This is a genomic window from uncultured Gemella sp. (genome assembly GCF_963525875.1).
Lineage (GTDB): Bacteria > Bacillota > Bacilli > Staphylococcales > Gemellaceae > Gemella.
Genome location: NZ_CAURMG010000005.1, coordinates 59,892 through 75,198, shown reverse-complemented (window position 1 = coordinate 75,198; position 15,307 = coordinate 59,892). Strand labels below are relative to the sequence as shown.

At 31.7% G+C, this 15,307-nt stretch carries 12 protein-coding genes and 1 other annotated feature; of the genes, 9 read left to right on the top strand and 3 right to left on the bottom strand.

Annotation, left to right across the window (positions count from 1 at the left end; genetic code table 11):
* The 3 genes from RWQ73_RS01915 to RWQ73_RS01905 form a co-directional block, all read left to right on the top strand.
* On the top strand, nt 1-113 hold a 113-nt coding region (locus RWQ73_RS01915), incomplete at its 5' end, for a 23S rRNA (pseudouridine(1915)-N(3))-methyltransferase RlmH (protein ID WP_314406445.1).
* A gap of 115 nt (nt 114-228) precedes the next feature.
* Nucleotides 229-1,023, top strand: a complete 795-nt coding sequence (locus RWQ73_RS01910) for a hypothetical protein (RefSeq protein ID WP_314406443.1) — start codon at nt 229-231, stop codon at nt 1,021-1,023.
* Nucleotides 1,024-1,243: 220 nt separating this feature from the next.
* Nucleotides 1,244-2,674: a sodium:alanine symporter family protein gene (locus RWQ73_RS01905; protein ID WP_314406442.1), complete on the top strand. Its 1,431-nt coding sequence runs from the start codon at nt 1,244-1,246 to the stop codon at nt 2,672-2,674.
* Between the two features lie 40 nt (nt 2,675-2,714).
* Here the strand turns inward: RWQ73_RS01905 and RWQ73_RS01900 are convergent, their stop codons facing one another.
* Nucleotides 2,715-2,984: a type II toxin-antitoxin system prevent-host-death family antitoxin gene (locus RWQ73_RS01900; RefSeq protein WP_314406441.1), complete on the bottom strand. Its 270-nt coding sequence runs from the start codon at nt 2,982-2,984 to the stop codon at nt 2,715-2,717.
* Between the two features lie 172 nt (nt 2,985-3,156).
* Nucleotides 3,157-3,376, top strand: a binding site (T-box leader).
* A gap of 104 nt (nt 3,377-3,480) precedes the next feature.
* Between RWQ73_RS01900 and RWQ73_RS01895 the strand changes: the two genes are divergently transcribed.
* Entirely contained in the window at nt 3,481-6,123 is a 2,643-nt protein-coding gene (locus RWQ73_RS01895; RefSeq protein ID WP_314406440.1) for a valine--tRNA ligase, read from the top strand.
* 131 nt (nt 6,124-6,254) lie between these two features.
* Here the strand turns inward: RWQ73_RS01895 and RWQ73_RS01890 are convergent, their stop codons facing one another.
* Nucleotides 6,255-6,392 carry an LPXTG cell wall anchor domain-containing protein gene (locus RWQ73_RS01890; RefSeq protein ID WP_314406444.1) on the bottom strand — a complete coding sequence of 46 codons (138 nt, stop codon included), beginning with the start codon at nt 6,390-6,392 and terminating at the stop codon, nt 6,255-6,257.
* Between the two features lie 17 nt (nt 6,393-6,409).
* Entirely contained in the window at nt 6,410-7,006 is a 597-nt protein-coding gene (locus RWQ73_RS01885; RefSeq protein ID WP_314406439.1) for a hypothetical protein, read from the bottom strand.
* A gap of 260 nt (nt 7,007-7,266) precedes the next feature.
* Between RWQ73_RS01885 and RWQ73_RS01880 the strand changes: the two genes are divergently transcribed.
* The 5 genes from RWQ73_RS01880 (at nt 7,267) to rapZ (ending at nt 15,305) form a co-directional block, all read left to right on the top strand.
* On the top strand, nt 7,267-7,884 hold the full coding sequence (locus RWQ73_RS01880) for a CBS domain-containing protein (protein WP_314406438.1): 618 nt from the start codon (nt 7,267-7,269) through the stop codon (nt 7,882-7,884).
* Nucleotide 7,885: 1 nt separating this feature from the next.
* A complete protein-coding gene (locus tag RWQ73_RS01875; RefSeq protein WP_314406437.1) occupies nt 7,886-8,695 on the top strand; it encodes a pyruvate, water dikinase regulatory protein in 810 nt (269 codons plus the stop codon).
* 59 nt (nt 8,696-8,754) lie between these two features.
* On the top strand, nt 8,755-11,391 hold the full coding sequence (ppdK, locus tag RWQ73_RS01870; protein WP_314406436.1) for a pyruvate, phosphate dikinase: 2,637 nt from the start codon (nt 8,755-8,757) through the stop codon (nt 11,389-11,391).
* Between the two features lie 350 nt (nt 11,392-11,741).
* The gene (locus tag RWQ73_RS01865; RefSeq protein WP_314406435.1) at nt 11,742-14,264 is read left to right on the top strand and encodes a transglycosylase domain-containing protein; all 2,523 of its coding nucleotides are present in this window, start codon (nt 11,742-11,744) and stop codon (nt 14,262-14,264) included.
* A 180-nt stretch (nt 14,265-14,444) separates the two neighbouring features.
* Nucleotides 14,445-15,305, top strand: coding sequence for an RNase adapter RapZ (gene rapZ, locus RWQ73_RS01860; RefSeq protein ID WP_314406434.1), 861 nt, complete (start codon nt 14,445-14,447; stop codon nt 15,303-15,305).
* The last annotated feature ends 2 nt before the right edge of the window (nt 15,306-15,307 follow it).

The following is a 15,307-nucleotide window of genomic DNA, read 5'->3' as shown; positions in this document are numbered from 1 at the left end:
TTGCATTATCGTTTAGTAGAATGACGTTTCCACATCAAATGATGCGTGTTGTTTTGCTTGAACAAGTGTATAGAGCTTACCGTATAATAACAGGAGCAAGTTATCATAAATAATTGTAAAGGATGAGGTTGTATTTTCAGACAATTTCATTCTTTTTTTGCTATTAAATTATAAAGATTTTTAGTATAATAAAGGTGAAGGAATGTTTAAATTAAGGAGGGATTATTTATGTTTAATTTTGATGAGTACATCCTACATCAAGTGTTAGCTATTGTTATAATAGTATTACTAATATTTTTTATTATTGGGTATATTATTACAGCTATTTTTTCAAAAATTATGTTTGATATACTTGGGGTTAGATCAGGACTTGCATTTATACCATATTATAATACTTATCGAATTTATAAAGAGTATAAAGGGCGTGTTTGGAAGAGGAATTGGGGAGTTGCGTATTTGTTAACTTTCACCCTCCCTTCAGTAGCAATAGGGGTTTTATTGTTATTATTGATAGAGGTACGATTTACTACTGGTTTATTTTCGGAACAGTTTGCTGGTTTACTAATTTCAGGACTCGTATTATTAGTGGTCGCGGGATTAATTGCATATATATTTAACTTTATCATGTTGTTTATTCTGTATTTACCAATTTTTGATACAAAAGGTAGAAGAGTGGTATTGTATATTCAAGCAGGGCTTACAATTTTATCTTCTTTTAGTGGCGCTATATTTCAAGGAGCTAGTAATAGTACTTTAAGTGGTATTTTTTCACTAGCACAACTAATATTCTCTATTGTCTTTATGGTTGTCTACTTTGCTGCTGCAACAGATATTAGAGCTAGAATTAGAAGTGGAGAATATGTACTTCAGGAGAAATTAGATTATAACATGTTAAGCAGTTATGAAATAAACTCTATATTAAAAACACGTGGTAGAAGATTGGTCGTTCCAAACATGAATAATGGCTTCAGTGATTATCCAATGAATAACAATGAAGAAGTAAATAGAATTGAGTATGTGTAAATTAGGAAATCTAGGTGATTTAGATATGATGTTTAAATCATCTGGATTTTTTATGTGAGATTTTAAAATTTTCTCGGTAATTTTTTTATAAATATGAGAGGAGTGGTTTATTTTTTGTTATATTTATGTCAGATTTTCTGACGTATATTAACAGTTGTAGTATTTTTTAAAGTATAATAGAAAACGTAATAAAATAAATTTAACGAGGAGTGGACTCTTAATGGATAGATTTTTAGAATTATTAAACACCGTTAATGACTTTATGTGGACTTATTTCCTAATAGGGTTAGTAATGGTAACTGGTATTTATTTTACATTTAGTATAAAGTTTATTCAATTTACTTATATTAAAGAAATGTTCAGACTTATTACTGAAAAGCCAAAAGTAGGCAAGGATGGAGAACAAAAAGGGGTTTCAGCATTCCAAGCATTCACTATTTCAGCCGCGTCAAGAGTAGGTACTGGAACAATTGCTGGGGTTGCTATTGCGATTGCAATGGGAGGACCTGGTTCAGTATTTTGGATGTGGGTAATGGCATTATTTGGTGGAGCTTCATCATTTGCAGAATCAACATTAGCCCAGGTGTATAAAGTTCGTGATAAAAAAGGAGTTTATCGCGGTGGACCTGCTTACTATATGGAAAAAGGTCTTGGACAAAAATGGATGGGTGTGTTATTTGCAATTGTAATTTCAGTAACTTACGGTGTAGCATTTAACTCAGTTCAAACTAACACTATTGCTCAAGCCTTACAAGTATACAATGTGGATACACATATAGCAGGGATTGCATTATTAATTCTTACAATTTTCGTAATCTTTGGTGGTGTAACAAAAGTCGTTAAAATTACTCAATGGTTAGTACCAGTAATGGCAGTGGCGTACTTATTTATCGTATTAGTTATTATGGTTATTAACATTGATAAGTTACCTGGTGTTCTTGTTCAAATCGTTAAATCAGCATTTGGTCTTGAACAAGTAGGTGGTGGAGTAATCGGTATGGGAACATCGATTCTTTTAGGAATTAAACGTGGTATGTTCACTAACGAAGCTGGTTTAGGATCAACTCCTAACGCAGCGGCAACAGCTGACAGTACTCACCCTGCGAAACAAGGATTTATCCAAACTCTAGGAGTTTACTTCGATACATGTTTAGTATGTACAGCAACAGCATTCTTAATCCTACTGTATCCTGGTGTGGAATATGGGGCTGGTAAGTTACAAGGTATCCAACTTACACAAGCTGCTTTAACTTCTCAAGTAGGAAGTATCGGAACAATTTTCCTAATCGTAGCAATTTTCTTATTTGGATATAGTTCAGTTATTGGTAACTACTACTACGGAGAAACAAACATTCAATACTTGCTTCCTAAAAAATGGGCAGTTAATGTTTATCGTGTTATTGTATGTATCTTTGTATACGTAGGAAGTGTAATGAACTTAGATTTAGTTTGGGGACTTGCGGATGTAACAATGGGAATTATGAGTTTACTTAACTTAATCGCTATTATCGGTCTTTCTGGTGTAGTTTATGTAGTATTAAAAGACTACGTGAAACAACACAAAGAAGGAAAAGATCCGGAGTTCTATTTAGATAATTTACCAATTAAAATAGATAACGCCACAGCATGGAAAAATAAAAAAGAAGATTAATATTTAAAAGAGTACTTCAATGATGGAATTAGATTTCTAATCATTGAAGTACTTTTTTTAGTTCCTCTCTTAAACTTTTCATGGAATCATCAAAAGTAAGGGTACGACCGTTTGTAAAATCAGATTCGCTTTGTTCAAGAAGTTGATATAGTTCGTATCTTCCCATAAATTTATTGAATAAATCAATGCTCATAACAGCAAGATCTTCTCGACCATTTTTTGTAATAAAAATTGGTTCACCTGTTTCATGACAAAACGAAGAGAGTTCATTGTAATTTTCACATAAATATGTATTTTGGCATAATAGCACCTCCTCTAATCTAAAGATAATGTACTATTATTTCTTGAGATTGTCAAATTTATAACAGGTAAGGGACGTTATAGATATTAACGTTCTTTCACAGTTAAATTTACAAAGTTTTCATTTTGCTTGCATTATAAAAAAAAGTGTGTTATTATATTAAACATATTTTAATTATAAAATATATGCGATGAGCCGATAAGTAAAAGTTCTTGCGTACCGTAGGATACAGAAAAGAAATCAGTGGTTGAGAGGTTTCTCCTAGGCAGGACTTTGAAGTAGCCGGTAAGCATTTAGAGTGAAAGTAAGTAGCTTTAAACGTGGTTAGAGCGTTAATCTTATTAAGTGCTAATTTATATAATTAGAATAAAGGTGGTACCACGGAAACTTTCGTCCTTATGTAAGGATGGAGGTTATTTTTTTTTACCTAGAAAAAATATCACCGACACAACTAGTAAAAGAAAAAAATAATTAATAATAAAATAAAAATTTAGGAGGAACAGTTATGACTGAAATGTCTACAAAATATAATCCGACCGAAGTAGAAAATAATCGCTACAACTGGTGGTTGGAAAAAGAAGTTTTTAAAGCTGATAATAAAAGTAAAAAGAATCCATACACAATCGTAATTCCACCACCAAACGTAACTGGTAAATTACACATTGGGCATGCTTGGGATACAACTTTACAAGATATGTTAACACGTTACAAACGTCTTAAAGGTTTTGATGTGCTTTATCTTCCAGGAATGGACCACGCTGGTATTTCTACACAAGCTAAAGTAGAAGCTAAAATGCGTGAAGAAGGATTAAGTCGTTATGACTTAGGTCGTGAAAAATTCTTAGAGCGTGCATGGGAATGGAAAGAAGAATATGCTGGATATATTCGTGCGCAATGGGCTAAACTTGGATTAGGTTTAGACTACTCAAGAGAAAGATTTACATTAGATGAGGGATTGAATAAAGCAGTAACGAAAATTTTCGTAGATCACTACAAAAATGGTACAATCTACCGTGGTGAGAAAATTATTAACTGGGATCCAGTTCAAAGAACTGCATTATCTAACATCGAAGTAATTCATAAAGATGTAGAAGGTGCATTCTATCATCTTAAATATTTCTTAGCTGATGGAAGCGGGGATTATCTAGAAGTAGCAACTACTCGTCCTGAAACTCTATTTGGAGATACTGCGGTTGCTGTTCATCCTGAAGATGAAAGATATCAAAAATATATTGGTAAAACAGTTCTTTTACCAGTAACAAACAAAGAAATTTCTGTTATTGCAGATGAATATGTAGAAAAAGATTTCGGAAGTGGGGTAGTTAAAATAACTCCTGCCCACGATCCAAATGACTTCGAAGTAGGAGAACGTCATAACCTAGAACGTATTATCGTTATGGATGAAGGTGCTGTTATGAATGAACATGCTGATAAGTATAATGGTATGGATCGTTTCGAATGTCGTAAGGCTCTTATCGCTGATTTACAAGAAAGCGGAGTATGCTTCAAGATTGAAAAACATCTTCACTCAGTAGGACACTCTGAGCGTAGTGGTGCGGTTGTTGAACCATACCTTTCTAAACAATGGTTCGTTGACATGAAACCTCTTGCTGATAAAGTATTAGAAAATCAAAGAGATGCAGATAGAAAAGTTAACTTCTATCCACCTCGTTTTGAAAATACATTAAATACTTGGATGGAAAATATCCAAGACTGGTGTATTTCTCGTCAATTATGGTGGGGACACCGTATTCCAGCATGGTATCACAAAGAAACTGGTGAAGTTTATGTTGATGTAAACCCACCAAAAGATATTGAAAACTATGTTCAAGATGAAGACGTTCTTGATACTTGGTATTCTTCAGCATTATTCCCATTCTCTACATTAGGATGGCCTGATTTAGAAAGTGAAGATTTCAAACGTTATTATCCAAATAGCTGTCTAGTAACTGGATATGACATCATCTTCTTCTGGGTTGCTCGTATGGTATTCCAAGGTTTAGAATTTACTGGATCACGTCCATTTGAAGATTGCTTAATCCACGGTTTAGTTCGTGATGAACAAGGGCGTAAGATGAGTAAATCACTTGGTAATGGTGTAGATCCAATGGAAGTAATCGAACAATATGGAGCTGATAGCTTACGTTACTTCTTAGCTACTAACTCAACACCAGGTCAAGACTTACGTTATTCAACTGAGAAAATCGAAGCAAGTTGGAACTATATCAATAAAATTTGGAACGCTTCTCGTTTCGTAATTATGAATCTTGAAGGTTTCGAATACAGTGATATTGATTTAACTGGAGAAAAAACATTAGCTGATAAATATATCTTAACAAAACTTGCTAAAACTATTGAAGACTTCGAAAGATTATTTGAAAAATATGAGTTTGGTGAAGCAAGTCGTATTCTATACAACTTCGTATGGGAAGAATTCTGTTCATGGTATATTGAAATTGCTAAAATTTCATTAAATGGTGAAGATGAAGCTGCGAAGAAAACTACTAAATCTATTTTAGTATATGTACTTGATGCTTCTCTAAAAATGTTACATCCGTTTATGCCATTCGTAACTGAAGAAATCTGGCAACACATTCCTCACACAGGAGATAGTATTGTAACTAGTGAATTTGCTAAAGTTGATGCTAGTCTAGTATTTGAAAAAGAAACAGAAGATATGCAATTCATCCAAGATGTAATTACAGCAGTGCGTAACATACGTAGTGAAGTGAACGCTCCTATGTCTCGTGAGATTCCTATTAAGATTAAATATTCACAAGATAGTGTAAAAGAAGTACTATTAAGTGGTAGTGCGTACTTAGAGAAATTTGCTCGTCCTAGCGAACTTATTATAGAACGCGAAGTAGAAGCAAGTGAAACTGATATTAGTCGTATTTTACCAGGTGCTGAAATCTACGTTTCATTAAGTGATTTAATCGATGTAGATAAAGAAAAAGAACGTCTAGGAAAAGAATTAGAAAAATTACAACAAGAATTAGATAGAGTAAACAAAAAACTTTCTAATGAAAAATTTGTTGGTTCTGCTCCAGAGGCGGTTGTAGCTAAAGAAAAAGAAAAACAAGCAACATATCAAGAACAATATGATAGTGTTAAAGAAAGAATAGCTGCATTAGATAACTTAAAATAGTATAAGATAAAAGAGAGTGATTCGAAAATCGTATAGATTTTATCGGATCACTCTTTTATTTATTATGTAACGAATAGATATAGATTAACTGTAAAAAAAAACTCTAGCTAGTTTTACCTAGCTTAGAGTTTTTAATCGTCTTTATTATTCTTTTTTCTCCAGATTAAGAAGAAAATTATAGCGATTATTATGATTATGTCAATGTATACACCATAATTTTTAACTGCTTCTCCTGTTTTAGGAAGAGCATTTAGTGATAGTAGATTTATCTTAAATCCTCGTTATATTATTTTTCTTCTTGTTCAGTAGTATTGTTTAATACTTCAGTTTCAACACGTTCTTTTACAGTGTCTAGAGTTTCAGTTGATTTATTAGTGAAATCTTCAACTTTTTCTTGAACATTTGATTCGTTAACGTCTTTTTTGATATTCGATACTTGATCTTTAATTTTTTCTAAAGAAGCCATTGCTTTTTCTTTGTATAATTCAACTGATGGCTTGAAGTCTTCAACAATTTTTTTAGCTTCTCCTAAATTTTCTTTAACTTCTGCAGTGTATTCTTTAACGTTAGAAACATGTTCTTTAATATCTGTGATATTGTTAGATAGTTCTTTTCCGTAATCAACAGCATCGTTGTATTTGTTTTCTAAAGCGTCTTTAGCTTTTTTAAGATTTTTTACTAAGTCATTATAAAGATAGATTGCAGCTTCTTCAACACCGTTCTTTTTAGTGTAACGAATCATGCAACGTGTGTATCCGTAATAATCTTTAGATTTTCTCTTAACATACTCAGCGTGTTCTTCAACCTTGTTTGGATTTTTTGAATAATAATTAGCAACGGTTATTCCTGTACCGATTGCAAATAGTTTTGATAATTTTGACATGCAATATTTCCCCTCAATTTATTATTAAGATTATTATAACACATACACACTTAAAATTAAATAAAATAGATATCGAGTAACTCTTTTTTTATATATTTATAAATAATATGTTTAAAATTATAGATTGTATGTGACTTCATAGACGACTCCTAGAGTTATGTTATATTTTTTAAAAGTTATTACACATTATTTAAGTTTTATCCTTGAATTAATGTGTAATATATTGTATAATACAAATTATAATACAAGAAGGAGGCAGAATGAAACTTACAGAAAGACACAAAGCTATAATTGAAATAGTAAAGAATTTTCAACCGATAACAAGTGATGAGATAGCTGAAAAATTGGAACTTGGAAAGTCTACATTGAGAAATGATTTGGCTGTATTAGGGATGTTAGAAATTTTAGAAGCCAAACCAAATGTTGGGTATTATTACAATTATAACTTTTCACCAGGAGAGCAACGTGAGGAAGTAAAAAGTAAATTAGTAAAAGATGTAATGGGGATAGCAATAACTGCCAAAACTACAGCGAATTATTCAGATGTATTATCAAAGTTGTTTGTTTATGATGTAGGAACAATTTTTATTGTTGATGAGAAAAATCATCTTGCAGGTGTCACATCAAGAAAGGATATGTTGAAATTAGCTAGAAATGCTGATGGGCAAAATCTTCCTATAGCACTGGCTATGACTAGAGTACCGAATGTAATATATATCTATGAAGATGAGTTAGTGAGTGATGCATTAAGAAAGTTGATTTCACATGAGATAGATTGCTTACCTGTTGTAAGAGATGAAGATGACGGGAAGGTGGTCGTTGGGAAAATATCAAAAACTACTTTAATAAAGTTATTGTTAGAAATACTGGAGGGATAATATGTTAACTGTACATATAATTTCAGATTCAATAGGTAATACAGCTAAAGATGTTGTTGATGCAGCACTAGTTCAGTTTTCCTATGGAGATGTGAAATATAAAGTATTAAAAAATTCTAATGTTTGTACTGTTGAAAAAGTAGATTGTATTATATCTAATGCTAAAGAAGGCGATGTAATAGTTCAAACTTTAGTGGATGCTACTTTATCTGAATATATAAAGAAAAAAGGTTTAGAAAAAAATATAAAGGTAATAGATCTTTTAAGTGAAATGCTTAGTGCTTTTGAAGATAAGCTTGGAGTAAAAGCTAAAGGGAATCCGGGGCTAAATAGGAAGATGGGAGTGGAGTATTTTAAGAGAGTTGATGCTTTGGAATTTGCTGTGAAATATGATGATGGAAAGGATATTAATGGACTAAGGGAAGCGGATATAGTTATCTTAGGAGTATCGAGAACTTCAAAAACTCCTTTAAGTTTATACCTTGCAAATAGAAACATAAAGGTTATGAATATACCGATAGTTCAAGGATTGGTATTACCAGAACAATTATATGAAGTAAAAAGAAAAATTATTGGTTTAACAAATTCTGTTGAACAACTTAATAAGCTAAGAGAAGAGAGGCTTAAAACTCTCGGAGTTGATGAAAATACAGATTATACAGATGAAATCCAAATTTTCGAAGAGTTGGAATATGCAATAGAAGTAATGGAAAAACTTGGATGCCCGATAATTGATGTTGAGAATAAGGCTATTGAAGAAACAGCGGAATTAATTATAGCAATTATGAGAGAACGAGGATTAGTGATTTAGCAAAGAATTATATAGAGAAATTTCATAAAGTGATGGAGTTTCTATAGGGGGATATTAAAATGTTAAAAAAATATGTTTATAATTTCAGTGAAGGAAATAAAGATATGAAATCTTTATTAGGTGGGAAAGGTGCTAACCTTGCAGAGATGAAAAGTTTAGGGATAAATGTTCCGCCCGGTTTTACTATTACTACTGAAAGTTGTAATAGTTATTATGAAAATGGTGAGAGGATTAAACCTGAAATTTTAAAACAAATTAATGAGCAACTTGAGATTTTAGAAAAAGATATTGGTAAAAGATTAGGAAGTATTGATAATCCATTATTGGTATCTGTACGTAGTGGTGCGGTATACTCTATGCCCGGTATGATGGATACAATTTTGAATCTTGGTTTAAATGATGAGACTACTATAGCATTAGCTAAGAAAAATAATAATTATAGATTTGCTTATGATAGTTATAGAAGATTTATTCAAATGTTTTCTGATGTTGTAATGAATGTTGAAAAGTATAAATTTGAAGAAGTTTTAACAAGAGTTAAAAGTAAGAATGGCTATGAACAGGATAGTGATATGAATGAAAAGGACTTATTCAATATTGTTGAAGAGTTTAAGGAAATCTATAGAAAAGAAGTAGGTCGCGAATTCCCTATGAGTGTAAAAGAGCAGCTTATGTTAGCTATAGAGGCTGTTTTTAAATCATGGAATAATAACCGTGCTAAAGTGTATAGAAGACTTCATAATATAAGTGATAAACTAGGTACTGCTGTTAATATTCAAGCTATGGTATTTGGAAATATGGGAGATAATTGTGGCACTGGAGTTTCGTTTAGTAGAAATCCAGTCACTGGTGAAGATAAGTTGTTTGGTGAATATTTGATTAATGCACAAGGTGAAGACGTAGTGGCTGGTATTAGAACACCGAAGAATATTAGTGTTTTAAAAGATGATATGCCACATTTATATAAAGAATTTGAGGAAATATCTAAAAAACTAGAGAAACATTATAAAGATATGCAAGATATTGAGTTTACTATTGAGGATGGGAAACTATATATTCTTCAAACAAGGAATGCGAAAAGAACTCCAAATGCTGTTGTAGAAGTTGCCGTTTCATTGGTAGAAGAAGGTGTTATTACTAAGGAAGAAGCAATCTTAAGATTAGGAACGGAAGAGATTAATAAACTTCTTCATGCCACATTTGAAGAAAAATTATTAAAAGAAGCTAAACAATTAACTCAAGGATTAGCAGCATCACCTGGAGCGGCAGTAGGTGGTATTTATTTCACAGCACAAGAAGCAGTAGAAGCGGCGAAAACAAAACCTGTCATTTTAGTAAGAGAAGAAACTTCCCCAGAAGATATTGAAGGTATGATTAGTTCGGAGGCAATTGTTACTTTGCGTGGAGGTATGACATCACATGCTGCTGTAGTAGCAAGAGGAATGGGGAAATGTTGTATCTGCGGTTGCCAAAATATGATTATTAATTACAGTGAAAAAACATTGAAAATTGCAGATAACATATTAAAAGAAGGAGATACTATTTCTGTTGATGGAAGTAGTGGTAAAGTTTATCTAGGTGAAGTTGATAAAATTGATGCTAGATTCAGCGATAAATTCAATAAACTTTTAAGATGGGCTGATGAGATTAGGAGTCTTAAAGTATTAGCAAATGCTGATAATGAAATTGATGCTAAAGTTGCGTTTGATTTTGGAGCTGAAGGAATCGGATTATGTAGAACTGAACATATGTTCTTTGAAGAAGATAGAATAAGTTTAGTTAGAAAAATGATTTTAGCGAGTGATACTCATGAGAGAATTAGATTCTTAGATCGACTACAGCCAATTCAAAGTGAAGATTTTTATAGAATTTTTAAAGTGGCAAAAGGGAAATCTGTTAATATAAGATTATTAGATCCACCACTTCATGAATTTTTACCAAAAGATGAAAATACTATAAAAGTTATTGCCGAGGAAATAGGGGTAAGTGTTAATCAATTAGAAGCGAAAATTGCTAGTATTGCTGAATTCAATCCTATGATGGGGCATCGTGGCTGTCGACTTGGTATTACGTATCCGGAAATTTACTTAATGCAAACAAAAGCAATTAGTGCAGCGGCGATTAGAGCCCGTAAAGAAGGAATAGAAGTAAATGTTGAAATTATGATTCCTTTAGTAGGTTTAGAAAAAGAACTTGCAGTGTTGCGTGAGAAAATAGTGGAACTGATAGAAAAAGAGATTCAATTGTATAATGAAGATTTCAATTATAAAGTGGGAACTATGATTGAAATACCACGCGCATGCATAATTGCTGATAAGATTGCTAAACATGCAGACTTCTTTAGTTTTGGAACTAATGACTTAACTCAGCTAACATATGGTTATTCTAGAGATGATGCCGAGAAATTTATTGATATTTATAAGAAAAAAAATATATTAGAGTCTGATCCATTTATTCACTTAGATGAAAGTGGAGTATTAGAACTTATGAGAATTGCAGTTGAAAAAGCTAAAACTGTTAAGCCTAATATTAAGCTAGGAATTTGTGGAGAGCATGGAGGAGATGAAAAATCGATCCTATTATGCTCTAAAATAGGATTAGGTTACGTATCTTGTTCGCCATATAGAGTGATAATTGCGAGAATAGCAGCGGCTAAAGCAGCTATCGATGGTATTGAAGTTCTACAAACTAAATAAAAAATTTAAGAAGAAGCTATTATTGTATGCAAGCTGATCTCAGAAAGTTAGATTTCCTAGTCTGATTTTCTTGGCTTGGTATAAAACTAGCTTCTTTTTGTTTATAAATTATATTGTAGTTTAAAGTAAAATAATAAATGATTTAAGTTTAATATTAATTAACAATTATATAATTTAATAACCTTTTCTTATATTACAATATTGTTAAATAATAGTTAATATATGCAAAGAAAATTGATTTTTTTTCAAATATACATTAAAATTAATGTAGTATATTATACCATTTTATTATGAAAAATAAATATGAATAAAGTGAAAGTTTAAATATATAAAAAAAGAGAGGATATGCTATGGCAGAAAATAATAATAATCGGTTATCGAGAAAAGATAGGCACTCTCAAGAAAGAAAGAGTGTCATGCCAGGTGGATATATATCTAGAGGAAATAATAATCCAATAAATAGTGGTCAACCTAGACGACCATTAACAAATGAAGAAATTATGAGAAGAGGAGGACCAAGCTCAAGTCGTCCTGTACCACCTAAAAGACCTCAAGGTACAAATCAAAGACAAACGTTACCTCCATCTCAACCGAGAAATTCTCAACAGGCAAGAGGTAATGGATCTGGAGGACCTAGACGACCAATAGGGCCAAATAGAATAAGTAATCCTAATTCTAAAAAGAATAATAAGGTATTATGGATGAAAATATTAAGGTATGGATTGTATGCAGCTAGTGTTGCTATTATATCTTTATTCTTATTATGTGTGTTTTGGATTTATCAGGCACCAGCATTTGATTCAAAAATACTAGATAATAATTCTAGAACAATAGTTTATGATGCAAATAACAATGAAGTAGCAAAATTAGGAAATCAAATCGGTGAAAATTTAGAAACGGCAGACATTCCTGAAAAAATGCAGGATGCAATTTTAGCTACAGAGGATAACAGATTCTTTGAACACGGAGCTGTTGACTTTAGACGTTTAATAGGTGCAGTAGTATCTAACCTTACTAGTGGATTTGGTTCGCAAGGGGCATCTACAATTTCTCAGCAGTTAATTAAAAGAACGTTCTTAGATGATAATAAGAGTGTAAAACGTAAGGTTCAAGAAGCATACTTAGCGTATAAACTTGAACAAAACTATGATAAAGAATCAATATTTACAATGTATGTAAATAGAATATATTATTCTGATGGAGTATATGGTTTAAAAACAGCAGCTAAATATTATTATGGAAAAGACTTGAATCAATTAACTCTTCCGCAAATGGCTCTTTTAGCAGGTATGCCTCAGCATCCAAATACATATAACCCATATGATAATCCGGAGGCTGCAAAATCACGTCGTGATACAGTATTATATCTAATGCAATATCATGGTAAAATTACTGAAGCGGATGCTACAGCTGCTCAAAAAACAGATGTATTATCTGGAATAATTAAACGTGATGAAAGTGAACGTGTATTATTATCAAGTGAATTTGATTCTAAATATACATCATATATGAACCAAATAGTTGCTGAATTGAAAAATAGTAAAGAGTATAAAGACTATGAAGGAGATGTATTGAATCTTGGATTGAAAATTTATACAAACTTTGATTCGAAAATTCAAGATACATTAACTGAAAGTGTAAATTCAAATTATGCTGGAATTAAACAAGCTAGCAATGTTGCGATGGTTGTATTAAATAACGAGAATAGTGGTATTGCTGCATTATACGGTGGTAAAAAACAAACATTCCATGGGTTTAACATTGCAACACAAGCAAAACTGCAACCTGGTTCGTCTATCAAACCAATACTTGCATATGGACCAGCGATTGAATACTTAAATTGGGGTTCTGATCATACTGTTAATGATAGTAAAATCCAAGGATCGCAAATTCAAAACTGGGATAGACAATTCCACGGTAATATTACTATAAATAACGCTTTAGTTTGGTCTTACAATATTCCTGCTGTTAAAACATATCAGGAAGTTGGATTTAATAGAGTAAAACAATATGCCGCAAATGTAGGAATGAATATTACAGATGATTCTATCACAACTCCTATTGGAGGAAGTGGAGATGGATTCTCACCATTACAAATGGCAGGAGCATATGTTCCGTTTAGTAATGGAGGATATTACGCGACTCCTAAAGCTATTAAAAAGGTTTATGATAGTGAGGGAACTGAAATTAAGAGTTTCAGTACAGATGATAGAAAACGAGTTATTAAAGAATCTACAGCTTATATTATGACATCAATGCTTAGAAATGTTGTAAATGGAAATGCAGGGTTTGCTCGAATTAGTGGAGCTGATATGGCAGTTAAAACTGGAACTACAACTTTTGGTGAAGGAGAAGCTCAAAAGTATGGTTTCGATATTGATAACTATTCAAAAGATTCTTGGACAATTGGATATACTAGTAATTATACACTGGCTGTATGGCAAGGGTTTGACGCTATAGATGGTCCAACTAAGTTTATGACTCAAGATGATACGCAAAAAACACAAGCATTATATCGAATTAATATGCAAAATATAGTTCGTATTCATCCGCCAAAAGGATTCTCAGTTCCTGGTAATGTCGGATCTATAAATGGAGGAGTTAAAGTTATTTCTGAAAGCGAGCGTCGTCAGATTGAAGAAGAGAATAAACGTAATCAAGAAGAACAAGAAAGAAGAAATAATAACGATAACAATAATGATAATAATAGTAGTAGAAATGATAATGATTCGGATGATAACAATACTACAATTATTAGGAATCAAAATGGTTCTTCGAATAGTAACACTACAACAAGAAGGAACACAACGGGAACAACGACTAATAGGACAAATGGTACAAACACTACTAATAGAAGTAGAAACAATTCGTAATTAATATAAAACTACTGTAAGATATTTCTTGCGGTAGTTTTATTTTTTAATATTTTAAAATACTACACAAATATATAGAAATGTTGTACAATAGAGAAATGGAGCAGTTTATTATTTCTTTGTTAAACTGAATTTATTATTCCATAAACTTATAGAATATTATATAATGGATGTGAAACTATGAAGAAAAAGTTAGTTATTATTACAGGAATAAGTGGAGCAGGGAAAAATACAGCATTAGAAGTTTTTGAAAATCAAGGATATTTTTGCACAGATAATTTACCTGGATTAGTAGTGGAAGATTTCTTAAGAATAATTGAAGAAAAAGAGATTGATAAGACAGCGATAAGCATAGATATTAGAAGTAAACATCTCTTTGTAAATTTAAAAGAATTATTAAAAAAAATACAACACAGTGAGTATTTTGATGTTAGAATAATATTCTTGGATAGTGATGATCAAGTGTTAGTTAATAGATATAAAGAGACTAGGAAAAATCATCCATTGTCTACGGAGTTTAGTTTGCTTGAGGGTATTTCTCAAGAAAGAAAAGATATGGATGAAGTGAAAGGTATTGCTAACTATATCTATGATACTACTAACACAACTGTAAAAGATTTGAAGAAGAGAATACTAGAAGATTTTGGAATCGAGAAAAAAGATAGTTATCATATTACAATTTCTAGTTTTGGATATAAATATGGGGTACCGATAGATGCTGATAACATTGTTGATGTTCGTTTTCTAAAAAACCCATTTTATACAAATCAACTTAGAGAAAAAACTGGGCAGGATAGCGAAGTGTATAATTTTGTTTTTGATGATGAAGTTACTCAAGAGTTTTATGATAAGTATTTAGATCTTATGACGTATATGGTAGATAAATATCAATATGAAGGAAGAGATAAAGTTGCAATAGCTGTGGGCTGTACAGGTGGAAAGCACCGTTCTGTAAGTGTTGCAAGAAGACTACATGAAGATATTTCAAAATTAGGATATAGAGTATACTTAGAACATAGAGATATTAATAAGGGTAGGTAAGA